The organism is Nocardia citri (assembly GCF_054065835.1).
The window spans coordinates 1-23,845 of sequence record NZ_JBSUQM010000033.1 but is presented as its reverse complement, the minus strand read 5'-3'; the positions used below and the strand labels follow the sequence as shown (position 1 = coordinate 23,845).

The window sequence follows — 23,845 nt, the reverse complement described above, 5'->3', positions numbered from 1 at the left end:
TTATCGCCGTGCGATCAGGCCAGCTAGCCGACCGCACCATCCGGGAGCTTCGGGATCCGCGGATATTCCGGTATCGGCCCGGCCGTAGACGGGGCCGGTATCGCGAACAGGGCTGCGGCCAGCAGCTCGGATTCACCCGGCCCATATCCGCGCTGCACCGGCCCGGTCGGGGTCAGCGGGAACGCGAACCCCGGCGCGCGCAGCAGCTCCGTGGTCACGGCGTCGGCCTTCCAGTCCTTACCGTTCCAGTTCAGCCACCGCGTACTGTCCGTTCGGCTGTAAACGGTCCAGCTCACAGCAGTACCAACAACGCGATCATGAACATCGTCAAATCGCCTCCGTCATCGTCTCCGAATCGCATGCTCGAACGCCCGAACAAATCCTGCAAACCCACCTGGAACGCCTCGTGCGCGATCTTCGCCGGGTCCTTGTCGCTGGGCCGGTCGTAGGTTTTGCCTGTGTACGCGCGCTTCCACTTGTCGGCGAGCGCGTATTCGCCCGAGCCGCGATAGATCTCACTCGGTCGTTCGAGTCGACCGTCGACCATTGCCCGCCGCCGCACGAGCGCGAATTCCAGCGCGGTCAACCCCGGCACCGCCATCTCCATGCGATGCCCCAATTCGTGAGCCATCACCTCACGCTCATACGTCGAGAACGCCCCATCGTAGTCACCCATGTACGAGTCGGGATCATTGCCGCACAGCAGGTCGCGATTGTTGCTGCCGAACTTCTCACTGAAGTACGCCCGCTTGACCAGCCCGAGTTCCAACTCGCCGCGCCGGTCGGCGGCTTCGAGCCAGCTCCGGGGAAAGAATTCCTCGGCGGCGCGCAGATCATCGAACACCATCTGCGGCGCCTTGCGCACAGGATCTTTCGGATCGCGGGCCCGGCCCGGTTTCCGGTCTGCGGTAGCGCGCTGTTGGTGCCCGCCGAACTCCCGGACTTCAGCGAGCGCGGAATGGACCAGCTCGGATTCACGGCGCGCGACGTCACGGCGCACACCACTGGACCGCGCCACGCGCAGCTGCGGGTCGCGATCCATCACAGCTGCAATGTCGTGCCACATGGCCGCGCCGACCGCCATCACCGAATCGAGGTGCGCCTCCAGCTCGGGCGGCGGCAGCCGCTTGCCCAAACTGTCGACGGGATACCGGGTCTCAGTCAGCGGCGGTTCGATCTGCTGCCAATACGATTCGGTCGGCGGGTTGTCGCGCCGCTCCTGCAACGACTTCGTTGCCAGCTCCACCTGTAGGGACAGGTTCATATAGCGCTCGATCAGTTCGCGTTCGCTGCGCACCTTCTCCAGATCGCGGGTCAGTTTCTCGATACTGCGCGGCGACCGGGCCCGCGAGAGCTTCGCCTCCAGCTCGTCCTGCTTGCGCTGGCGCATATACGCCTCGGACCACAGGTCATCGGAAGAAGCGTCGCGCAGACCAGCCAGGCGACGGTCAGCGCGCACCGCAGCCAGCTCGTCGCGCATGGTGTCGAGGTTGCGTTCGTTCTCCCACATCCACCGTTCGAGCCGCGTTTCCTGCGGGCGTATCTCGGTCGGTGCGGTGACCGCATCCCAGCCGGCGGCGTCCCCGGGTAGGGATTGCTGCGCGCGGGCGATCTGGTCGCGAGTGGCCGGCGACAGGATCGGGCCGGTGTGTTCTTCGAGGTCTGTGTCTTCCTCGTCGGGCTCGGGGTCGCTGGAGTCGACGTCAGCGAAGAACTCATCCCAATCGTCGAGTTCGTCCTCTGGGGAGTCGTCGAGGTCGGTGTCCTCGTCGGACTCGTCACCGAGGTCGGCGGGATCGTCGTCGGTATCGGAGTCCGACTCGTCGTCGGTGAGATCGTCGTCGGTGAGATCGTCGCCGAGGTCGTCTTCGTTGTCGTTGGGGGAGTCGTCGAGGTCTTCTTCCTCCTGGTCATCGTGTTCGTTATCGGGATCGTTGTCCGGAAACGGATCATCATCCGGAAACGGGTCGGGGTCGGGTTCCGGCTCCGGTTCGGGTTCCGGCGGCTCCGATTCGTCCTCAACGACCTGGTCAGCAGGGTCCTCCACCGTCTCGCCCCGCTGGAGACGCCGCCAACGATCCAACGCTGCCGCTGCCTCGTCAACATCGTCGGGGCCCATGCGCGCCGCACCCGCTGCTACACCCCGCCCCCCGCGCGGACCCTGCAACTCGGCCTGAACCTCGTCCGCGCGGATGTAGCGAGTCGTGCATCGACAATTTATGACCTCATGTGCCGGGCCACCTGCCTCGCCAGGGTGCTGCAACTCGGCGTGCCCGACGCGAAACGGTTCCCGCAGGCGCACGATCTGCCCCTCCGCGACCGCGTGGGTACCGCGCACCCGCTCGTCCATCGTCGCCAACCACGCCTTGTACATGGCCTGCCCACCGGCCGCCTCGACCGCGCACGCCGCAGCGAACGCGCCGCCCTCGATCGCGCCGTGGGTCTCGGTGCGTGCGATGCGCCGCGCCTTCCACTGCCATTCGAGCAAGCTCTCGTCGTGCTGCTCCCACAGCGCGCGCCGCCGCGACCGCAGCATCTTGCGCTCCGCGGCCGTGGTCTGCTCGTCGGCGATCTGCCGATCGATCTCAGAGATCTCCGCCCGGATGCGTCGAGTAGGCGCGTCGATATCGAGGATGCGGCCGATGCGCTCGGTCATCTGCTCGTAATCCATGCCCTCCGACAGCATCTCCAGCAGCTCGGGCCTGAGTTCTTCGAACGCGCCTTCCGGCCAGATCTTCAGTCGGTCGTGGACCTGCTCGAGATATTCGAGTTGGAACGGCAGCGGGGAGATATCGGCCCTGCGTGCGGCATCTAAGAACGCCTCGCCGAAGGCCTCGCTCAACACCGGATCAACGTGCTCGGCGACCGCGCGCCCCCACACCCGGGTAGCCGCGGTGATGTCCTCGATATCCGGGCGTGGTTCATTACCAGCCGCACGGATCGGGGCCGCGATCAGATCGGTCGCCGCTGGCGGTGGTGGTTGGTGCAGCACGATCGCGCGCACGGCGTCCAGCCAGATCGTGACCGCCGCCAGGACTGCGGGGAACAGTGCGGCCTCGACGCGTCGCTGCAGATCCAACGCTGACAAACGTTGCGGCAGCAGCGGGTCAGACCGCGGGCTCACACGCCACCTCGAGCACCTGCCGCAGATCCGCCGGACTGTGCAGCCGCTGACCCACGATCAGCTGCCGCACATACCAATCGGCGGCTTCCACGATCCGCGGCTGATCCGGCAGCACCGTGGTCAGCAGATCCCACACCCCGGTCAGCAGCCGGTCGCATTCCTGGTGTGTGGTCGCGAGACGCCGGTGGGTGTGCACTTCCCACGGCGTGACCGTCCACGTCTGCCCACGTTGCGGGCGCCCCGATGCCCGTAGTGCGCGTTTGCCTGCCAGCTCGAGCGCACGCAGGACACCGACCTCGACGGCGAGCATCAGGCAATCCGGCGACCCGGTCACGGCGTGGGCTCCGACTCGGGTGGGGTGGTCGAGGTCGGGGGATCGGGTAACTCGCGCTGCCCGCCACCGTCCTCAGCCGGTTTGTCGGCAGCCGGGGCCGCGCCTGCTGAGGGAGCGTCGCCGGTGGTCGCGTCGGTGATCTGCGCAGTCTGATTGAGCACTGACGCGTCGACCTTGATACCGAGTAGCGGTAGCAGCAGCGGAGCCAACGAGGGTGCACCCTTGAGCAGACTCGTGATGAGAATGATCTCTTTTTGCTTGTCGTCGGGCAGATCCGCGATACCGAAACCGTTCTCACGCAACATCGCCTCGATCGACAGTGCACCGCGGTCGAACAGTTCGCGGCTGTCCGCGCTGCGGTCCGGCCGCAGTCGCAAGGCACTCGCGTCGTACCAAACGAGGTACTTGTGCCAATCGGGTACGCCCTGCTCTTTGAGCAGCGGTTGAAGCCAGCCCGTGGTGAGGGAGTGCAGGATGAACACCGCGACCGGCGCGACGGCGAGTTTGACGTCTTCCTCGCTGATCGCCCACGCCGACCAGTGATTCGAGCCGCTGCCGAGCCCGAGCAGCACCTCCGGCGGGGAATCCATGCCGAGCGCGATCCGCCGGATCGCCTCGGCGCGAAGTTCCTGCGCCTTCGGGTCCAAAGGTTCGAACAGCTTGAGATGAATAATCTTCTGCAGCATTTCGCCCGGGGCCTTGAGGATCAGCGGCACCAGCGCCGCCGCGCTCGCCCGATCCTTGATCGGGGTGAGCATGTGCTCCATCAGGTCCAACACGATCGGATCCAGCGGCGGCGCACCGTCCTCACCCGCAGGGGCGCCGCGCCCGGACAAGGTCTCGATCTCGCTGGGCAACAACAGGATTCCGGCACCAGCGAGACGCGAATCGATCTGCGCCGAGACATGCTCGGTCAGGCCCTTCAGCTCGCGGGCAACGGGCAGGATCGCGCGCGCCGCCGAGTCCGCCCACGCACGCTGACGCGGGTGCGGAATCCAGCCACGCACCACGTGCTCAACGGAGAGGTCGAGACGGCGGGTATCGAGTCCATCGTTATAGGTCCACGACTTGCCCGCCGGGGTGAGTTCCATGACGCTGCACGGCTCCCACTCGAACCGTTCATCCTCGCCGTCGCTGACGATCCCCAGACTCTCGCCGTTGAACACGTAATGCTGTGCCGCTCGGAACATCCGCTGCTGCGTCGCGCCAGGATCGGAGAACATCCGCTGACCGAGTTCGTAGGCGGTACCGTCCTCCACCTCGGTCGGCTCGTCACCGAGGGATTCGACCTTGGCGATCATCGGCCGCATCAGCGACACCGACCGCGCGATCCGGTCACCGCTGAAACGGAATTCGGGGGTCTCGTCGCGCAGATCCCACGACTCGGGTTGCCATGCCTGCTTGGTCGCCTTCGCCCTGGTCGACGGGACAGACGGCCCGGCGAGGATCTGCGCGGCGGCGGTCAGCACACGCGGCGGCCTCAACGGATCCCGCTTGGTGGCCTGGTCGAGGTTGTACTGACCGAAGATCGCGCCCGGCGGCGCGGTGACCACCTGTCGCCGGACCGGCACGACGGCGGCGTGCTGGGCTGCGATCAGCGCGGCGGTCGAGTCCGGCCGGCGTGCGCGCCTCACTGCGTGACCTCGACCGTTGCGGTCTGCTCGGTGGCGGACTCGACCGCCGGTCCGCCGAGCCATTCGGCGCCGGTGCCCACGATCCACGAGATCGACAGCACCGCAGCTGGGAGTGTCCACCATTGATCCCAGCCGTGGTAATGCGCGACCTCATGTGCGGTGATCACGATCGCGCCGATCCATGGGCTCATGCACCACGGGCAGGTCACCAGATACGACCAGTTGCTCTTGTAGCCGGTGCGGCGAATGACCCATGCCCGCAAGTGCCGTGCGATGTAGTCATCGGTGATCAGTCGCGTCAGCCGCGCGGTGGCACCCAATGCCAGCAGGAACACTCCGATTGTCAGCACAGCGCGCACCTTCCCGCGAGGATAATCACAGACACAGTGTGACTGTATCCTCTGCTATATGGCGCAGGAGACGGTGCAGGTGCGAGCTGAGCAGGCATTTCAGGACTGGTCTGTTGGCGAGGTACGGACGGTGCCCCGCGATCGGTTCGTCGAGAATCTGATTCGGGACGGGCGACTCACCGTCGTCGAAGGCTCGGCACCCAGTGTTAGCGATGAGTCGCCGAGTGAATACTCGACACCGGGCTACGTCGGCACCGACCCGGCGGCGGGCCTGCCGATCCCCTTCGCCGACACCTCGGACGAGCACACCGCCGCAATCCTGCCGGACGGAACCCAGGTCGAAGGCGTGGCCACCGAGGCAGCGACCGCCGCTGACCAGGCGCAGGGCACCGCGACCGAAGCCGTGGAAGACCCGACCCGCCGGCGTCGCCGACCCCGGAACCCCTGATGACGGGAGCGACGATCCACCGCGATCGGATCGCCGCGGTGATGGCGACCGCTGCCGGGCAGTGGGGTGACCGCCTCGGCCGCGAGATCGCCAACCACGCCCGCAACCAATGCCCGGTATCCGAAGGCCGATTGCGTTCGAGCATTACGCATCTGGTCACCGCGAACCCCGGCGGCGGCGTCACCGTCCGCGTCGGTAGCCCGCTGCAGTACGCGCGATATCGGCACGAGGGCACCGGCCTGTTCGGTCCGCATCACACACGCATCGTTCCGGTGACCGCGAAGGCGCTGAAATTCAAACCGAACATCACCGGTCCGCTGCGCAACAACGGTGGTCGCGACCGCCGGGGCGCGCGCCAATTCATCTTCGTGCGCAGTGTGAAGGGCTCGCCCGGATACCCGTTTCTCACCCTCGCCTTGATCGAGGTTTTCGGCGAATCCAACGTCATCCGTAACCAGCAGACAGGAACCTGATATGCCGCCTCGTCCCCGCACCGCCGCCAAGTCGACCACTCCCCGCACCCGGCGCACGCCGACCGAACCGCTGCCCAGCGAAGGCGTGGACGAAGCGCTTGAGGTGATCAACGGACCCGACGAGCCGGTCGCGCCGGTTATCGACGACGCGGGTCGATCGATCCCCCTCGAGTTGCAGATCAGCTCCGAGGACGACGACGGCGACAGCGGCAGCGGCGACAGCGACGAGGACATGTTCGAGTTAGCCGTCGACGGGCACACCATCATCGCGTGGCGGCCCACCAAAGAGCAGTGGGGAATGATGATGGGGATGATGTCGCGCGCATCCACCGTCGCCGACCGCATCCACGCCATGCAGACCTTCGCGATCAACGTTCTCGATGAGACGTCGTATCTGTACATCGAGACCCGCATGATGGACCGCAAGGACCGGTTCGGAACCAAGACCTTCAGCAAGGTCCTCAATGCGGTCATCAACCATTTCTCCCCCGACCTGAACCGGGAAGAGCGTCGCCAGCTCGCCCGCGATATGCGCCAGTAAGTGTCGGCAGTGTGGGCGGCGTCGGCCAAAGCATGGAAACTCGACGATCGGATCGTGCACCTGGCCGACCCGATGCCCGGCACCCGCGATCTCGTGGGCATGACCCTGTCCGCATACAGCTGGCGGATCATCGTCGGCACCATGCGCGACACCACCGATGTCGCCTGGCTGGTGCCCGAAGTCATCAGCGGTACTCGCATCACCGAACGGGTTCTCGACGAGATTGCCGATGCCCTCGTCAAGAACCTGTTCGGTCAGCCCCGTTGGGTGGTGCAACGAATCTGGCGCGAAACGATCGGGATGTGGCGGGAGATGGACGCCGAACTCGGCGCGCGCGGTGTCGATCTGCTCGCGATGGCGCCGGATCGCGCAACGAATGTCGCGTTCGGTCAGCTGCGCCGCTCGCACTCCGGGAAACCGGAGGACTTGCGGCGCTGGCTGGCGCAGCTCGAGGAACCACCCGCGCGCGCGTTCGACACCACCGCCGGTGAGCAGGCCGCGGCCGATGGGTTCCTCGCCGCGATGGCACGGCTCCCGGGAGCGCCGAAGCCGCAGGCGCCGCCGGTGGATTCTGAGCTGACCATCACCTGAGCATCGCGACCGATACGCTGATACCGATGTAGTGCTGCTGGCTGCGGGCCGGGCAACAACCTTGTTGCTCCCGGAGGTCCGCGGTGACTCAGCCTTTCGCCGAGGCGCACGTCAGCGCGATCCTCGATTGGAACAACCTCGACGAGGAACTGACCAGGCGGGTCACCGAGGCTGCTGAGGAAGCGCGCAAGACCCTGCAGGGAAAGCTCGACAAATGGTCGCTGTCGGCGACGGTCAAGCTGAAGCCCAGCGTCGGGGAATTCCGGAAGCTCGCCCGCGAAAAGCTCGCGGAAATCACGATCGTCAAGGACGTCGAACTCCGCACGACTGCCGCCGAGCTGAACAAGTGGACGCGTGATCTGCGGGATCGTCTGAACCGCAAGACGTTCCACGTCAACGTCACACCCCGGCTGGACATGACCCAGCTCAACGCGAAGCTGGCGAACCTCCCCGAGGGTACGGCCAAGGTCAATCTGACCGTCACCGCCGCCGAACGGAACCGGTTCGCGCTGTGGCTACGTGCCTGGCTGGCGGGGATCGACTTCACCGCGTCGGTCCGAGCGGACCTCACGAATGCTGCCGCGTTCCGGGCGCAGATGGATGCGCTCACCCAAGACCGCACCGTCGATGTCAACGCACGCATGCGCGGCGGCCTGGGCGGGCTCGGTGGCCTCGGCAAGAACCTGAGCGTTCCCGGGCTGGCCACGATGGCGACCGATATCACCAAGGGCGCTGCGGCGATGGCGCTGCTCGGCGGCGCGGCCGGTACCGCGCTCGGTGCGGTGGGTGCGCTCGGTGTCGGGCTGGCCGCGTTGGGTCCGGCCGCGATAGCCGGCATCGCCACGGTGACCGTGGGTCTGTCCGGCATGAAGGACGCGTTCTCGGCATTGAGCGCGGCCGAGGATTCCTCGGCCAGCGACGCGACCGCCCAAGCCCAGGCGCGGGTGACCGCTGAGCGCGGTGTCCGCGACGCGAAGAAGAACAGCCTCCAGGCCGAGCAGGATCTCACGCGCGCCCGCAAGGACGCCCAGAAGCAGATGCGGGACCTGAATGTCGAGGTCCGTGGTGGCGTCATCAGCGAGGCGGAGGCCCAGCTCGATCTGCGTGACGCCCGCAAGGACCTCGCCAACCTCAAGCCCGGCGACGACTACGAACGCGCACAGATCCGCGTCGCCAAGGCCGAACAGTCGCTCATCGAAACCCGTTACCGCAACAACGATCTCGCCGAAAAGCAGCAGGACGTCAACGCCAAGGGCGTCGAGGGTTCGGATCTGGTCACCGCCGCGAAGGACCGCCAGACCGCCGCCGAGGAACGCCTCGCCGACGCACAGGCCGCGCTCACACAAGCCATGTCGGGGTCCTCGTCGGCACAGGACAAGGCAGCCCAGGCTCTCGCGAAGCTCGCACCGGAAGCACGCGCGTTCGCACTCACGGTGCAGAACCAGGTCAAACCCGCGTTCGCCGAGCTGGTCGGGCAGCCGACCCAGAACGCGTTGTTCGCCGGATCGGCCGAGGGCATCAAGCAACTGACCGATGTCATGTTCCCGGTGCTCGGTCGCGGCATGACCGGTGTTGCGACCCAAATCAACGGGCTGACAAAGGATTTCGCCGAGTTCTGGAAGGCCCCGGAAAACCTCGGCGCCATCGAATCCATCTTCTCCGGAACGGCTGGATTCATCTCCGGACTCGGCCCCGGGCTGAAGCAGGCGACTACCGGGCTGCTGTCGATCGGGCAGGCATTCGAGCCGGTCGCCGCCCAGATCGGTGCATCGGTCGGCAACCTCGCCGGGTCGATCATGCAGCCGTTCACCGACGCGTTCGCCTCCGGTGCCCTGACCCAACTGATCAGCAATTTCGGGTCCATCCTCGACGGGCTCGGCGCCGGGCTTCAGCCGCTGATCGGTGGGCTGATCCAGATCGGTAACCTCGTCGGCCCCTACCTCGGCCCGTTCTTCGCGCAGCTCGGAGCCAGTCTCGCCCAGCTCGCCGGACCGCTGGGAAATCTGGGCGCGACCTTCCTGCAAACGATCACACCCCTGCTCCCGGTGGTGTCCGGCTTCGCCTCGCAGCTGCTCACCGCAGTGCAACCCTTGCTCCCGATCCTCGGGCAGATCGCGGGCAGCCTGCTGTCCGCGCTGCAGCCCGCGATCGGACCGCTGTCCCAGATCGCCCAGGTCGTGGGAGGCGCACTCGCACAAGCGCTTACAGCGCTAGCGCCATCAATGGGGCCACTGACCAGTGCTTTCGCATCGCTGATCAGCGCCGTGGCGCCCATCGTGCCCGTCGTCGCCGAGGTCGTCTCAGGCCTGATTCAGGCACTCGCGCCAGCACTCAAAACGATCTTCGACGCCCTTGGCCCAGTGATCACTCAATGGGCCGACCTGATGATGCCGGTATTCACACAACTGCAACCGATCATCGCCGACGTCGCCATGAAGATCGCCGACGCGCTGGTAGGTGCACTCAACCAACTCGCGCCCTATCTGCCCGATATCGCGAAGAGCTTCGGCGACCTGATCACCGCGATCGCGCCTTTGCTGCCGCAGCTCATCGACATCGGCGCGACCCTACTGCCGCCGCTGCTGGACCTGTTCATCGCGATCCTGCCGCAACTGCTCAAGCTCATCGACGCCTTCACCTGGCTCGTGTCGAATGTCATTGAGCCACTTGTTCTTCCAGCGCTGCAAAAAATGGCAGACGACTTCGGCAGTCAGCTGCAGTTCGCCGCCGACGCGGTGAACACCGCCCGCGATGTGATCGGCGGCGCGCTGTCCAAGATCGGCGAATTCTTCACCGGCCTCGGCTCCACCGCCTCAGATGTGTGGGGCTTGATCGTCCGCACCATCAAGTCCGCGGTCCGCGAGATCGGGAAATTCCTGGTCGGCCTGCCCGAGATGAAGATCCCGGACCTGCCCGGAGTCCCCGGCCGCGGCACCACAGTCGGTTTCGCAGGCATCGGGCGGTCGATGATCCAGTGGGCCGGGGCTGAGGGCATGGCCGCGGGCGGGCGGCTGATCCGCGGACCCGGCACCGGCACATCGGATTCCATCCCCGCACTGCTCGACGGCATGCGCCCGCTGCGGGTCGCCAACGGCGAATTCATTTCCACCGCAGACGCATACGAGCGGGGCGCACCGCTGCTGTGGGCGCTGAACAACGGGTGGACACCCAGCGCGGATTTCGTGCGGATGCTCGTGAACGGTGCACCCGGATTCGCAGGCGGTGGCCTCGTCACCGCCGACGAGCTGGTGCGGTTCGCGCAGGGCGTCGAAGGCGCGCCCTACGACTGGGGTGGTGTCCACTGGGGCGACTGCTCCGGTGCCGTCTCAGCACTGGCGAACAAGGCCACCGGGGCCGAGCCGTTCGGCAGCCGGTTCTCCACAGCCAACATGGACTCCGCACTCGCCGCGATGGGCGCGCAACCTGGGCTCGGCCCGGCCGGATCGCTGTCGTTCGGCTGGTTCAGCGGCGGCCCATACGGCGGGCACACCGCCGCAACCCTGCCCGACGGAACCCATTTCGAGATGGGCGGTCAGCGCGGGAACGGTCAGTTCGGCGGGCAGGCGGCGGGCGCCGACGATCCCTCGTTCACCGACCACGCGCATTTCCCGCCGGAGTTCTTCCTCGGCGGTGATCCCGGCACGGTCGGCGGTAGCAGCGCGGGCTCGACCGGCCAGTCCAGCCGGCTCGGCGGAGCCACCTCCGGCGCGGGCACAAGCGGATCGGGCAGCGGCGCGTCGTCCTCCAGTGGCTCGTCGAGCTCGAGCAGCAGCGGCGGCGGAGCTGCAACCGATGTGCGGGTGGTCAACTGGCCGGCCTCCTGGACCGGCTCCACTGCGCAGGTAGCCCAAACCACGGCCGCGTCGTCGTCGAGCACACAGGTCGGCGGCAGCACGGGTGCGCCGGTGATCGGCGCGACCGGTGAGCCACCGATCCCCGATCTCAACATCGGCAGCGGCGGGCCCGCGACCGGGATCGACGCGGCGAATCGGTGGGCTGCCTCGCAGGACTGGGCCACGAAATTCCAGGACTGGGGTATCGGCGCACTCAAGTCGATCGTCGGCGAGGTCAGCGACCCGTTCGGGCTGAAGTCGCTGACCGACCAGGGGATAGACCGTGGTGCCGAAGCGATTCGGCAGCAGGTGAATTTGACGCAGAACTTCTACGGCTACGACCCGGCGCAGGTCGCCAAGGAAACCGAGCGCACCCTCGGCTCCCGGATGACCCCGGTATCCGAGACCTACAGGGCGGGGTGAGACGTGGCTATCTGTCTGACGAATCCGGGCCGGATCATGCAATTGATCCTGCGCGATACGAACCCGCTGTCGGAGACGTTCGGGGCCGATCTGATCGTGCTGGACCTGCTCGGCCCGGACGGTGGCGAGCAGGGCATCCATCTGCTGGAAGGCTCGTGGGAGAACCTTTTTCACGCGCCGATCACACAGGTCCGCGAGAGCTGGGCCTACCAGGAAGGTTCGACGCTCGACGATATCCCGCGCGTCAATGAGCGGCTGTGCACGCTGCGCATCGGCACCATCGGTCGCACGACCCAGCTGTGGGAACAGATCGACGACCTGCTGTGGCGGGTGCTGGGGCCGAGCTGGGATTGCTTCCTGCGCGCCTACTCCGCGATCTCGGAACCGCGGGAGCTCCGGTTGCGGTGGGAGAAAGACCCCAAGCCGCTGACACAGCGCGACCCGGGCCGGACCAAGAAACTCGCGTGGGAGGTGTACACCCTCTCACCGGATCCGTACTGGTACGGGCAGACGATCACACGCTCGATCAAACGCAGCCAGATGATCGAGATCAACGCGACCACCGGCGCACCGCAAACCGGCACCGGCGTGTGGCAGGGCACCATCGACATGCTCAACCCCGCCGACGTGGACTGCTGGCCCGAATTCGCCAGCGGCCAGCTGGAAACCGACACGGTCGTGTGGCTCCCTGACGGACTGTCCGGGCGCACGGTGAAGGTCCCGCAGGTCGGCACAGTCGGGCCGGGCCGCGAGTTCCTGGTGCGCACGCACCCGACCGCGGAGACCGTGTCGGCGCGCGACGACAGCCAGATTTTCGCCGACATGAACGGCGTGTTTTTCGAGTCGGCGATCCCGAAAGGCACTGGGTCGCCGGTTCAGGTGCCGATCCGGATCCAGGGCGGCACACCGGACACCGAAATCAGCGCGTTCTATCCGCAGAAATATACGAGGTTCTTCGGCGGGGAGGCGGTCTAGATGCCTCCGTTGATGAGTGCGGACGAGGTTCGCAGCAGCCTTATCCAATCCTCGATTCAACGCGTCGCGGAAATGCGGCAACCCGCGCGCCTGGTGTTGTGGGATAAGAACTGGGAGAACCCGGTTCCGCTCGTCGGAGTCGTATCCGCGAGCTTCGAAGAGCGATTCAACGAGACCGGTGAGGCCGCGGTCGTCGTGCAGGCGAGCAACAAGCTGTATCGGCTGCTGATCGAAGACCTCGAACTCTACGAAGACCTACACATCACCGCCGACATGCAGGGCAAACGGTGGTCGGGGAAATGCGCGCTGATCCAGGAAAGCGAGAAGGCGGGCGAGCTCGGACGTATCGAGCTGAAATTTTTGCACGAGTTCGAGCACGTCAAAAAGATTGTGTGCTTTGCGAATCCATTGCTGCCCCCGGAATTCCAGTATCCAAAAATGTATGCATTCGCGGGCCCGAGCGCTTTCGGTGCCCGTACTTTGCTGTTCCTGAACCTATTACGACGCTTCGCGCCGTTATGGGCTTTGCCCGAGGACATATTCAACCCGGCGTCCTGGCTGGAAAATCTGGACCCGAACAACTGGCCGATCGTGGTCATGCCGGGATCGTTCCTCACCGACACCTCCATGTGGAGCGTGCTCGCCACACGCTTCGGCAACGCGCACGATGTGCTCGCGCCGACCCTGGCCGACGCTGGTCTGCACCTGACGGTTCGTCGCTGGCTGCCCGGGGATCCGCAACCGGCACCGGGTCACATGCACCTGACCAAACCGACGCTGCTGCTCGACCTGATCGACAAGAGCGGATGGCGTGGGCTCACCGGCACATTGATCGATGGCCTGATCCACTACGTCACCGCGGTTGCCGATGATCTGATCAACGAGGTCGCAACCGAGATCGGTATCCCGGACGCACCGGAGTACCTGATCTCAGGGTTCCTGGGTACGGCGCCGCAGCGGCCGTGGGTGGCGTGGCGCAACGCCCGCCGGACCGGGTTGTCCGGCATCGGGGAGTGGCAAGCCACGGTGCACAAGGCACTGGCCGGGGCCATCGTCACCGGAGGCCACTCGCCTGACTGGGTCAACACCGGTCTAAAGCTGCTGGCCAACGCCATATTGGGGTATATCGGTGCGATCTTCGGCAACCCTGGCCTAACGCTGGGCATCCTCGATAGTCAGGTCGAGGACGTCGTGCTCGCCTTCCACAGGGTAGGTAACCCTATCCGCTTCGCGCAGATGGGCATTCGTGGTCCGGCCTATGGTGAGTACTGGGAATCCTCCGGCGGCACTGGCGCGAGTCTCAGTGCGCTACAGGCGATTCGGACGGGCTTCGACAGGACAAAGGCATATCGGAGCTACAAAGTTTCCGTCCAAAATGGGATGCCCTACTGGGTGGGAAGGCATTTCGACGTCGGGGACCGAGTCGCCGCGGAGGTCGGCCGCAACGGCCGCTGGTACGTCGACCACGTGTTCGCGCTGAAATACGTGATCGGACGCGACACCCCAGCGCACTGGGAGATCAGCATCGGCGACGACCGCGCCGAGGACGATCCATCGGCGATGCTGGCGCGGCATGTCGCGCAGCTGAAGAGCGTCATCCAATCCATCGGCGTTAGCTCGTGACCCGATAATGGAGGACACAATCTAACTATCACCACTATTTACAAGGCGGATGAATGGGTAAGCAGCAGCGTAATTCGAGGACACCGCGACCGACATGGTCGCAACGGATGGACAAGCTCGACGGGATCCGCCGCGACCCGACGACCGGGATTGTGATGGCGCGTGAGCACCGGCACCCGCTGGCGGATTGGTTCCGGTCGATCCCGATGGGCGTCGGCCTGCCGGGGATGATGATCGACCCGAAGGCCGAGCACTTGTTCGCGATCCACGTGTTCGACAATTTGCAGCTGCCCGCGCCATCGGATCCGCTGTACAAGCCGCGCCGAGATCGCAACGCGCCCCGCGATATCGGCCGCGAATCGGTGCTGTGGGTGCCGGTCGGCACCCCGGAAGAGGACGAACTCGAGGACATCACCGCCACGTCGGTGACCGTGCCTGACGTCACCGGATACAGCCCTGAGCAGATAGCCGCGTTGAAAGCCGCGATCCGTCAAGAGGAGATCGCGCAGGCGATGGCCGCGCAGGCCGACGATCCCGGAGCGACGACGTGACCTCGCCGGATTTCCCCGGTGCGCCGCTACCAGCGCGGACCTACACGGCGTCGACGGTCTTCGCCCTGCAGAACGAGACGCAGGAAGGCCAAGCGACCGCGGCGAATGCGGAACTGCAGGTTATTGCCGAGGAAGCTCGGCAAGCGTTCTTCACGGTGATCTACTCGGAGGTGCAGCAGATCCCGATCATCGGTGGACTGATCGGCGACATCATCGAGATCATCACCGGCGTCGAGGACGGCGACCTCAACGACCTCGGCACCTGGGTCAACAACCTCGGAAACCTGGTCAATGCATTCATCGCCGCCGCGCTGCATGCCCTGGCTGACCTGCTCGAGTTCGTGCCGCTGGTCGGCGGCACCCTGGCAGAGATCATCGACAACCTGGCCGATGGTATGAACAGCTCGCACTCGACCGCTGTCACCGCGAACAACACTGCGAACACAGCCAATACCACGGCGAACACAGCCAATACCAATGCCAGCACTGCACTCTCGACTGCGAATACCGCGAATACCACCGCGTCCGCAGCGAGTACGGCAGCGTCTAACGCGGCGAGTGTTGCAGCGGCGGCGCAGGAAACCGCGGATATCGCGTATGGCTGGGCTGCGTACCGTGAGAAGGAATTCGCGGTCACGTCGTCAGGCTTGCAGTCGGGCAATAACGAGACAGTGCTCGGCATTACGATGATCGTTCCTCCGGACTCGATTATCAAACTGACCCGCTTGGTGTACTCGATGAAGTCGAACACGGGCACCCTCACAGTCCAGCTGATTCGCCGAGCTTTGAATGGCACGGAGACCGTAGTGTGGACAACCAATATCGCCTCGGCGGCAATCACATTCCCGGACAATGGGATTGACTATCAGATCGAGGATCTGGACCACTTTTTCTGCAACATCACAGCCATCAGCGGTGTCGTGACCGCCCTCCACTGCTGTGTGGAGTACGTCATCCTCCCAGCGCCATGAGTTTTCTATTGCAGAGGTCTCCTTCCCGCAAGTACGCGGGATGGCAATGGCCGCAGAACAACACAGTGGCTGGTCCTCTGGTGCAGCCGTTTGTGCACCTCGGCGACGGTACGACAGCAGACATCAACAGCCTCCATGAACTGCACGTTCCCAGTAACTACTTCACGGTTGACGGTGGAGGCGAGAGCTATGAGTTCATGCCGTTTACCTCAAGCTCGGGGCTCGATCTGCGGATCTGGAATCCCGTAACCGGTGTTGCAGCCCAGGCATTCTCTGTCTACATGACCAACAGCTGGGCCGAGATCGGCGCGGCGTTCATCAACTGCGTCGGTATCCGGTTCATGCACGCGCCCGCCACTTACGGGGGCAGCGGGAACGCCATTCAGATCTGCGAATTCGCCAACCCTTTCTCATTCAGTAATGCCCGCGCGACGTTCCTCAGCCCGATAGATTTCAATGGCACCTATCTCCGTATCAAGATCTGGGTTGATGACGACCAGTTCATCCGGGTGTGGATGAATGACACCTACCTTGGTTCGGGCCTCATCAGTGACGGTTTCAAACTGGGGCCCGGACGTCGCTGTGTCCGCTTCCTGAATTCCTGCCTCAACGATGTCTGGATCAGCAATGCCAACGGGGGTGAGTCAGCTCCCGCGCTGTATCACTACGACCGACCCACCTCGTTCCCCGCGAGTACGGTCTACGGCACCTCGGTGTTCTATGACGACTTCAACAGGGCCAACGGGGCAGTGGGCAACGGGTGGACAGTGCTCGGCTCGGCTGGTCAGATCGTGTCCAACAGCTACGCCACCACCGGCGGCACCGACGGTTCCCGCGCGATCATCCGCAACACCGGCATCACCAACGGCCGCCAACGAGTAGAGGCCGTGGTCGGTGGTGCACTCGGCCCCAACAACTCCGCTGATTCATCGCTGCTGCTGTGCGGCAACAGCGCAGGTACCCAAGGCCTCGCGTGCAATGTGTTCGGCAACGCTGCCTACATCTCGCGGTATTCGTCCTCGCTGTCCGGTTCGTCGCCGACGTTCACCGACTTCGCCAGCCGAACCGACCTGACCATCAACAACGGCGACACCCTCGCCTTCAACGTCTACGACGGCGCGGCCTGGCTGGAACAGAACGGCACCCGCCGCCTGTACGCGGTCAACGTCAACGACGTGGTGCCAGCGTCGAACAGTTGGGGCGGGCTCCGGGTCGAACGAGCACCGTTCAACGATTCGCTGTCGTGGAACGACTGCCGGATCCTGTCCACGTAGGTAGCGCGGTACACACCACAGCGACCGGACACAGCTATTCTTCGGGGGTAGTGCTGCTGGCTGCGGGCCGGGCGTAAATTCCCGCCGTGAGGAGCGCACTATGCCGACCCGGTATCTGCCGCTGGCACCCGGCACCTACACCATCAGCTCCGGCTACGGCCCCCGCGACGGCGCGTTCCACTACGGCCTCGACTTCGCCGCCGACCTCGGCACCCCGTTCTACGCACCGGTGGACGGTGTCGTCGTCGAGGGCAGCGAGCGCAGCGACGTGCAGGGATTCGGCCGCTGGGTGTGGCTGGACTGCCAGACCGCGGCCGGGGTCGACATCATCATCGGCCACGGAGACCCCGCGGTGCGCGGCGGTGACCGGGTGCGTGCCGGGCAACTGATCGGGCACGTCAACAGCTACGGCCAAAGCAGCGGACTGCACGCGCATGTCGAGATCTGGACCCCGCCGGGGCGCCTCGGCGGGGACGCGGTCGACCCCGCGCCGTGGTTCGCCAACGCCATCGACCCACGCAAGGCCACGGCCGCGCCAGCGAGGAGCATCATGGACAGCCCCATCACCCGCGAAGACCTGTCCGGTAACTGCCACTCCGGTGGCCGGAACGTGGACTGGATCGCGATCCACACCCAGCAAGGCCTCGGCACGGCCCGCGACATCATCCCCTACCTGAAGAACCCCGCGCCCAGCGGCGACCCCGACCGGGCGGTGTCCTACAACGCCGTAGTGGACGACAGCGAAACCGTGCTGGTCGTGCCGTGGGACATGAACCCGTGGTCGGCGGTGAACGCGAACCCCCGCGCCGATCACATCCTGATGGCCGGCAGTTTCGTGGAGTGGTCGCGCGGCAAGTGGCTCGAAGCCGACGCATCCGATGGCGTCGACGAGGACGAAATGCTCACCCGCACAGCTGCTCTGGTTGCGTGGCGCTGCCTGCAGCGCGGCATCCCGATCGAATGGGTCGGCGGCACAGGCCAGTACCCACCCGCCCGGCCCGGTGTCTGCGGACACGCAGATTTCGGGGCATGGGGCGGCGGCCACACAGACCCCGGACCGAACTTCCCCACCGACGAATTGATCAGGCGCGCACGCGCTTTCGCACAAGGAGATGACGACATGGGCTGGCTCGAAAACCAGATCAAGAACTTCAAGAACATCGGCCTGTCCTACAAGGACCTGTTCTGGTTCATGGACCGCAACACCTCACAGACCCGTGACCAGCTGCTCGGCGAGGACGACGGCAACGGCGGGTTCAAGGGCTGGTCGATTCTGGGCAGATCCAAGATCGACCCGAAGCGCGACAACACCGCCATCGAGGCCATCGCCGAACTCAAGAACGACGTCGCCGAGATCAAGGCGATCCTGAAGGGCGAGGGCAAGTGACCGCCCCCCAAGACGCGCTCGCGCCGATACGCGCGCTGTACGAGAACCAGCCGTGGTTCAAGCGATTCTCCAACACGGTGACAGGTGGTGTGGGCGCGCTGGTTCAACTCGCTTGGCTCGCCACAACGTTCGGGGTGGACCTGCCGGACGACGTCGAGAAGTGGGGATTCGTAGTGATCGGCGTCTTGACGGTGCTCGGTCTGCGGAAGACCCCAAACGGCATCACCGAGCAGCAACTCCACCAGATGGAACAGGCATACGTCGGCCGACACAGGAGGGACGGGTGATGTTGGCGGTCCTTCCGAAGGTGTCAGTGCAGCGACCGGATATGAATCCATACGTGGCGCTGAGCTTCGCGCGGTTGGTGGCGATCGGCGCGCTGCTGTTCGGCGTCGTGTACGGGGTCATCACGATCGTCGGCGGCGCGGGCCGCTGGTCGAGCCCAGCCTACGAGGTCGCGCTGCAGGTACCCGGCGCGCCCGAATCGTGGGGCGCCGCACTGCTCGGCGCGTCCACACTGGGCCTGCTCGGATTCGCCACCCGCATCCTGCCTCTCGTCGCGGTCGGGATCGGTGGCTGCGCGGCCTGGTCCACAGCGTTCGCATTCAGCATCGGTATCGTTGCGACCCGCAACCCCGGCGTCGGCTGGGGTGGTGTCGCTACTTGGTCGTTCGTCGCGCTGCTATATGCAGCGTGCACCGCCGCCCGGGCGGGCCGGTTCCATGCCCCTGCGTAGAGCCCGGCAGCTGCTGGCCGACGACGACGGAATCCGCTCATACCAGGTAGTCATGTACTCCGCGATCTGGTGCGCGGGTGTGTGGGCGATCTGGGCGGGCGAGATCCCCAACGCCGTCAGCCAGATCATGGGCCGGTTCGCTCACCTGGGATGGGTGGCGCTGCTGGTCGCCGGGCCCGGCATGTGGGCTGCTGGGGTGCTGATGGAACGCCGTCAGCCATGGGGGTTGTGGCTGCAGCTGGCCGGGGACGTGGGGGTGTTCTTCGCGCTCACCGTGTACGTGCTGGCGCTGGGGCAAACCGTGTACGCGGGACGTGCGACGTTCGCGCTGTGGGTGGTCTTGGGTTTGGTGGTGTGCGCGTGCCGCCTGGTCTGGCGCGATTGGCGGCGGGTCCGGGTGGTGGCGCAGGTGGCGAGGAGATTAGACGGTGACTGACCTGGGCGCGATCGCCAACCTGCTGGTCGGGGGCGGGGTGTCCGGTGTGCTGGTGGCCTTGATCGGTGGCCTGTTCTCGCGCTCGACCCGCCGCGGTGACGCCGCGCGTGTACTGGTCGAAGCGTCCGGCGAGTTCGCGGACCGCGCTGACGCGCGCGCCGAGCGGCTGGAAATCAAACTGGCCAAACAGGAATCAGCGACCGACCGTCTGAAAGAACGGCTGTGGAAATGGGCAGACCTGATGCGGCAGGCGATCCCGCTGCTGCGTGACGCGGGACATTCGGCGCTGGCCGATCGGATGGCGGCGGCGCTGGAGTCCGGAACACCGCCGCCGGATCCGCCTGGTCCAGCTAGTTGAGTGGACGGCTGAACGACCACGCGGTCACGTGGCTGAGCTGCACACGCAGGTATTTGTGCTGGACCTCCACGGTGCCGATGACGCAATCTACGTCGCGCAGATGAATGAAGCGGGTGAGGTCGTGTCCTTGATGCATGATGTCTTCGGCCTCCTTCTTGGCTGCGTTCCGTGCTGCGGCCGGATCGATCCACCCCTTGATAAGCACATCGAAACCTTGCTGCACGGCCTGATCACGTTCGGCGGTCTCCTGCCGGATCTGCTCGGCCGAGCGCTCGAAATATTCTTGGCCTGACACAAGCGTTCCGATGGCGGCACCCCACGGCAGGTACAGCGTCACATCGAACTGGAAAACGTCACCCAATTCGGCGAGGCCCTGGAGCTGGCGGTCCGGCGCGGAATGCCAGTCGACTGTGGTGGTGAAGTCCGGCAGTGGGAGCCCTTGCGGCGCGCCGTTGGTGGAGTTTGCGTCGGTGCCGTCATTGATCGTCATGGGCGGTAAGTATCCCCGTCGAGGACGGCCGATCACTACTCGGCTCCCACCGCTGTACAGTGCACGGATAGGTAACAGTGCCTAACGGAGTGGGGTAACAGTTGCGCGCGTACGGATGGGAGAGCAACGGCCGGACCGTCTTCCCGGCCGAGGCCGAGGAGATCAACCGGTGGGCCGCCTACCTGCTCGACACCGACGCTAACACTCCGCCCACCCGTAAGGGCCTCGCTGAGGACCTTCAACGCCGCGGTGTCTCCACGGTGTCGGGCGCGGCGTGGTCGCCGGTCGTGATCCGCCGCGCCCTGGTCGCGCCGCGCATGATCGGCCACCGCTTCAACGATGCTGGCGAACTTGTTCCGGCCGATATGGATCCGATCCTGGAGCGTGAGACCTGGGATGCGCTGCGCGGGATCCTGCTCGACCCGGCGCTACAGAAGTACACGCCGGCCCGGTCGACGGTGTATCTGCTGTCCGAAGCGCTGGCACGTTGCGATAAGTGCGCGTCGCCGATGGTGCACGCATCGAACGGGAATCGGCCTGCCGTCTATACCTGCGGTGCCAGCATCGGCGGGTGCACGGGGATGACGATCCGCGCCGACCTGATCGAGGCCGACATCACCGAGCGGGTCCTCGCCCGCCTCACCGACCCGAAGTACCGCCGCCAGCTGGCGCGCGCAATGGCGAAGGCCGGGACCGCCGACGATCAGCGCGCCGTCCTCGCCGACCTGGAGGACCGGCTCGCGCAGCTCGGCACCGACTACGCGGACCGGGCGATCGACCGGGCCACGATGCTCGCCGGGACCGAACGGGCGCGGGCGAACATCGCCGCGGCTGAGACCGCGATTCGACGTACGACCGCGCTGGCCGATATCCCGCTGTCGGTGGACGACGTGATCGGCTGGTGGGAGCTGGCCGGGCCGGAGCAGCAGCACCAGATAGTGGCCTGCCTGCTCGATCACGTTGTCGTGAAGTCGAGCGAGGGCCGCCAGCTGCGCGGCGCGGACCGGCTCGCACCGGTGTGGCGGACCTTCAACTAATCGCCGGAACTCTTCAACTAGCGCATCGACCCGCCGGGCAGGCACTCGGCGGCGAACCCCTTGCTGCCGTCCTCGTAGATGCCGGTCCCGGGCTGGTAATTCTCGCCCGCACATCCGACCAGCGCGCCACCCGAACCGTTCGGCCGACCCTGCGAATCCCGGCCGGTCGGCGGCGCGGCCTGGGTGCTGCGCGCCGCATTGGTCGACGGGGCCACGGCCGTCGTGGTCTCCGGCGCCGGGACGCCGGCGGTCGGCGCCAGGCCCGCGAGGTGGTCCGGGACGTCGACACGCACGCTCGCCGGGGAGACCATGAGGATCTTGATGTTGCCCGCGGTGCTGGTCTGGTCACCGACCATCGGCGTGTACACGAGTTCGGTCGGTTCGCTATCGAGGCGCACGAACAGCCATCCCTCGGTCTTCGCGCCGGGCGGCGCGGTCACCGCCGCCGGATAGTCGCCCTCGCACTGGTAGATCGACGCAGTCTCGACCGGCCGGGTCGCACCGATACCGTCGACGTACTGGAGTTGATAGGTGTCCGGAACCGGCAACTGCTCACCCGCACCGTTGACGATCTCGACACGCACAGCGAGCGTGACCCCGGTCCGGCGTCCAGCGATGCATTCGGTCGGCAACGCCTCGGCCGCGACGAACCGGATCGTGCCGACCTGCCCGCCGGTGTCGCTGCGAGTGATCGTCACCGCCTGGCCGAGCTGGAGTGTGGACGGCCGCGCGGCGCGGGTCGCTGTCGACACCGCGGCGGGCGCGGTGCTGTCGTCCGAGCATGCGGACAGCAGCGCCGCCGCGGCGAGGATGGCGAGGGTAAGCCTGTGCATGAATCCCCCTGGCTGTTCATGGATTGGGCGTCGCCACGCTAGCACTAGCGTGGCGACGCCCGGGGTAGATCGGTGCGGGTCAGGCCGCGACGGTGAGTGTCCGCGTGGGCGGGGTCTTCGTCCCGGACTTCGGCAGGCGCGAGCCGATAGCCGCGGCGGCGCGCTTCCCGGCGTCGCGGCTGACGTGCCCGTACCGGTCCTTCGTCGTCTGGATGCTCTCGTGGCCCATGTGTTCCTGCACATCGCCGATGGGGATACCGGCGTCGAGCATCCAGCTCGCACAGGTGTGGCGCAGGTCGTGAATACGCGGGACCTTGCCGTTCAATGGGTCGGTCTCGTCGGTGACGAGGGCAATTACCGTGGGCCGCCAGACCTGTTTGTAGAAAGTGGTGACGTGGATCGGTCCACCGCGACCGTTGACGAACAACCAGTCCTCACGATCGCGACCGGTGAGCGGCAGCTCGGCAACGAGATCGGGATCGAGATCGATTGTGCGAACAGATTTCTTGGTCTTCGGCTTGCCCAACTCACGGACGCCGCCGGTGTACTTCCATGCGCGCACGATCCGCACCGAGCATTTCTTTCGGTCGATGTCGCGGACCTTCAGCGCGGTCACCTCGCCCCACCGCGCGCCGGTCGCGGCAAGGAACTTGACGAGCAGCTGCCACGCCTTCGGCAGCGCCTCGTACAGGGCGGCGAATTCATCGGGCTCGAGGAAACACATCTCGGCCTGGTCGACACGGGGCAGCTGGGTGTCGGCGCACGGGTTGGTGGGGATCGTGCCCGCTTTCCGCAGGGACTCCATCAGCGCGTAGAGGAAGCCATGTTTGTTGGCGATTGTCTTGGCGCTGTTGGGTTTCCGTTTCTTGGCGGCGTCGCCTTTCTCCAGCCAGTTCACCCACTGCCGGATCCGTTTGTCGGGGATCATGTCGGCTGCGGTGTTCGCGCCGAAGAACGGTTCGATGTCGTTGCGCATGTAGGCGCGGTACCGGTTGCGGGTGCCATCGGTGACGCCGGTCAGGTTGTCGATGTGGTCGGCCCCAGCCTTGGCGATGGTGACGGCGGGGTTGGATTCGACGTGCTCAGCGATCTCGAGTAGTTCGAGCGCGCGTTCGGCGCCGAGTTCGTCGAGCGATTTGCGCCAGCGGATCCCTGCCGCGTGGTCGTCGAATGACATGGATTGCTGTTTGCCGTTATGGCGGAACATGACCTGTGTGTAGTCGGTTCCGTCGCGGCGGGTGCGGACTCGGATGCTGGACACGTGGGGACCAATCTGTAGTCGGGACACTGCCGTGCCGACTTCTTGGAGCATCCCCTCAGATGCGTTCCGTTGACCGCGCGTGTTGACCGGGACTGGTCAGGGACGGCGGAAACCGTCCCTGACCAGGTGTTTCCCTGGCGGAGGATAGGGGATTTGAACCCC

Annotated in this window: 24 protein-coding genes; 16 read left to right on the top strand and 8 right to left on the bottom strand. The window is 65.7% G+C overall.

The window, feature by feature from the left end; genetic code table 11:
* Positions 1-23 precede the first annotated feature (23 nt).
* From ACW2Q0_RS28230 to ACW2Q0_RS28210, 5 genes are read right to left on the bottom strand one after another with little or no spacing between them, the layout of a single operon-like run.
* Positions 24-296: a hypothetical protein gene (locus ACW2Q0_RS28230; protein WP_457193956.1), complete on the bottom strand. Its 273-nt coding sequence runs from the start codon at positions 294-296 to the stop codon at positions 24-26.
* Positions 293-3,124, bottom strand: a complete 2,832-nt coding sequence (locus tag ACW2Q0_RS28225; protein WP_457193955.1) for a phage minor head protein — start codon at positions 3,122-3,124, stop codon at positions 293-295. Before ACW2Q0_RS28225 ends, ACW2Q0_RS28230 begins: the two co-directional genes overlap by 4 nt.
* Positions 3,108-3,458, bottom strand: coding sequence for a hypothetical protein (locus tag ACW2Q0_RS28220; protein ID WP_457193954.1), 351 nt, complete (start codon positions 3,456-3,458; stop codon positions 3,108-3,110). The genes ACW2Q0_RS28225 and ACW2Q0_RS28220 overlap by 17 nt, the downstream gene beginning before the upstream one ends.
* Entirely contained in the window at positions 3,455-5,092 is a 1,638-nt protein-coding gene (locus ACW2Q0_RS28215; protein WP_457193953.1) for a hypothetical protein, read from the bottom strand. Before ACW2Q0_RS28215 ends, ACW2Q0_RS28220 begins: the two co-directional genes overlap by 4 nt.
* Complete coding sequence (locus ACW2Q0_RS28210; RefSeq protein WP_457193952.1) at positions 5,089-5,442, bottom strand: hypothetical protein; 354 nt, start codon at positions 5,440-5,442, stop codon at positions 5,089-5,091. Before ACW2Q0_RS28210 ends, ACW2Q0_RS28215 begins: the two co-directional genes overlap by 4 nt.
* 58 nt (positions 5,443-5,500) lie before the next feature.
* On the opposite strand from ACW2Q0_RS28210, the gene ACW2Q0_RS28205 reads away from it, so the two are divergent.
* From ACW2Q0_RS28205 to ACW2Q0_RS28135, 15 genes are all read left to right on the top strand, one after another.
* Positions 5,501-5,890, top strand: a complete 390-nt coding sequence (locus tag ACW2Q0_RS28205; protein ID WP_457193951.1) for a hypothetical protein — start codon at positions 5,501-5,503, stop codon at positions 5,888-5,890.
* The gene (locus ACW2Q0_RS28200) at positions 5,890-6,363 is read left to right on the top strand and encodes an HK97 gp10 family phage protein (RefSeq protein WP_457193950.1); all 474 of its coding nucleotides are present in this window, start codon (positions 5,890-5,892) and stop codon (positions 6,361-6,363) included. Before ACW2Q0_RS28205 ends, ACW2Q0_RS28200 begins: the two co-directional genes overlap by 1 nt.
* Position 6,364: 1 nt before the next feature.
* Positions 6,365-6,904: a hypothetical protein gene (locus ACW2Q0_RS28195; RefSeq protein ID WP_457193949.1), complete on the top strand. Its 540-nt coding sequence runs from the start codon at positions 6,365-6,367 to the stop codon at positions 6,902-6,904.
* The gene (locus ACW2Q0_RS28190) at positions 6,905-7,495 is read left to right on the top strand and encodes a hypothetical protein (RefSeq protein ID WP_457193948.1); all 591 of its coding nucleotides are present in this window, start codon (positions 6,905-6,907) and stop codon (positions 7,493-7,495) included.
* An 83-nt stretch (positions 7,496-7,578) separates the two neighbouring features.
* Complete coding sequence (locus tag ACW2Q0_RS28185; protein ID WP_457193947.1) at positions 7,579-11,751, top strand: hypothetical protein; 4,173 nt, start codon at positions 7,579-7,581, stop codon at positions 11,749-11,751.
* A 3-nt stretch (positions 11,752-11,754) separates the two neighbouring features.
* Entirely contained in the window at positions 11,755-12,726 is a 972-nt protein-coding gene (locus tag ACW2Q0_RS28180) for a hypothetical protein (protein ID WP_457193946.1), read from the top strand.
* Positions 12,727-14,349, top strand: a complete 1,623-nt coding sequence (locus ACW2Q0_RS28175) for a Gp37-like protein (protein ID WP_457193945.1) — start codon at positions 12,727-12,729, stop codon at positions 14,347-14,349. It abuts the gene before it with no gap.
* A 53-nt stretch (positions 14,350-14,402) separates the two neighbouring features.
* On the top strand, positions 14,403-14,900 hold the full coding sequence (locus ACW2Q0_RS28170; protein ID WP_457193944.1) for a hypothetical protein: 498 nt from the start codon (positions 14,403-14,405) through the stop codon (positions 14,898-14,900).
* Entirely contained in the window at positions 14,897-15,871 is a 975-nt protein-coding gene (locus tag ACW2Q0_RS28165) for a hypothetical protein (protein ID WP_457193943.1), read from the top strand. The genes ACW2Q0_RS28170 and ACW2Q0_RS28165 overlap by 4 nt, the downstream gene beginning before the upstream one ends.
* Positions 15,872-15,963: 92 nt before the next feature.
* Entirely contained in the window at positions 15,964-17,145 is a 1,182-nt protein-coding gene (locus tag ACW2Q0_RS28160) for a hypothetical protein (RefSeq protein WP_457193942.1), read from the top strand.
* A 100-nt stretch (positions 17,146-17,245) separates the two neighbouring features.
* Positions 17,246-18,532 (top strand): peptidoglycan DD-metalloendopeptidase family protein, encoded by a 1,287-nt coding sequence (locus ACW2Q0_RS28155; RefSeq protein ID WP_457193941.1) that lies wholly within the window; start codon positions 17,246-17,248, stop codon positions 18,530-18,532.
* A complete protein-coding gene (locus ACW2Q0_RS28150; RefSeq protein WP_457193940.1) occupies positions 18,529-18,819 on the top strand; it encodes a hypothetical protein in 291 nt (96 codons plus the stop codon). The genes ACW2Q0_RS28155 and ACW2Q0_RS28150 overlap by 4 nt, the downstream gene beginning before the upstream one ends.
* Positions 18,816-19,268, top strand: a complete 453-nt coding sequence (locus tag ACW2Q0_RS28145; protein ID WP_457193939.1) for a hypothetical protein — start codon at positions 18,816-18,818, stop codon at positions 19,266-19,268. The genes ACW2Q0_RS28150 and ACW2Q0_RS28145 overlap by 4 nt, the downstream gene beginning before the upstream one ends.
* Positions 19,255-19,704 (top strand): hypothetical protein, encoded by a 450-nt coding sequence (locus ACW2Q0_RS28140; RefSeq protein ID WP_457193938.1) that lies wholly within the window; start codon positions 19,255-19,257, stop codon positions 19,702-19,704. Before ACW2Q0_RS28145 ends, ACW2Q0_RS28140 begins: the two co-directional genes overlap by 14 nt.
* The gene (locus ACW2Q0_RS28135) at positions 19,697-20,062 is read left to right on the top strand and encodes a hypothetical protein (protein WP_457193937.1); all 366 of its coding nucleotides are present in this window, start codon (positions 19,697-19,699) and stop codon (positions 20,060-20,062) included. The genes ACW2Q0_RS28140 and ACW2Q0_RS28135 overlap by 8 nt, the downstream gene beginning before the upstream one ends.
* On the opposite strand, the gene ACW2Q0_RS28130 is transcribed toward ACW2Q0_RS28135, so the two are convergent.
* Positions 20,055-20,552 carry a hypothetical protein gene (locus ACW2Q0_RS28130; protein ID WP_457193936.1) on the bottom strand — a complete coding sequence of 166 codons (498 nt, stop codon included), beginning with the start codon at positions 20,550-20,552 and terminating at the stop codon, positions 20,055-20,057. The two genes, ACW2Q0_RS28135 and ACW2Q0_RS28130, sit on opposite strands and share 8 nt — an antisense overlap.
* A 101-nt stretch (positions 20,553-20,653) precedes the next feature.
* On the opposite strand from ACW2Q0_RS28130, the gene ACW2Q0_RS28125 reads away from it, so the two are divergent.
* Positions 20,654-21,589 (top strand): recombinase zinc beta ribbon domain-containing protein, encoded by a 936-nt coding sequence (locus tag ACW2Q0_RS28125; RefSeq protein ID WP_457193935.1) that lies wholly within the window; start codon positions 20,654-20,656, stop codon positions 21,587-21,589.
* Between the two features lie 17 nt (positions 21,590-21,606).
* Here ACW2Q0_RS28125 and ACW2Q0_RS28120 read toward each other — a convergent pair whose 3' ends face one another.
* Positions 21,607-22,422: a hypothetical protein gene (locus tag ACW2Q0_RS28120; RefSeq protein ID WP_457193934.1), complete on the bottom strand. Its 816-nt coding sequence runs from the start codon at positions 22,420-22,422 to the stop codon at positions 21,607-21,609.
* 79 nt (positions 22,423-22,501) lie between these two features.
* Positions 22,502-23,683 (bottom strand): tyrosine-type recombinase/integrase, encoded by a 1,182-nt coding sequence (locus tag ACW2Q0_RS28115; protein ID WP_457193933.1) that lies wholly within the window; start codon positions 23,681-23,683, stop codon positions 22,502-22,504.
* Positions 23,684-23,845: the final 162 nt, after the last annotated feature.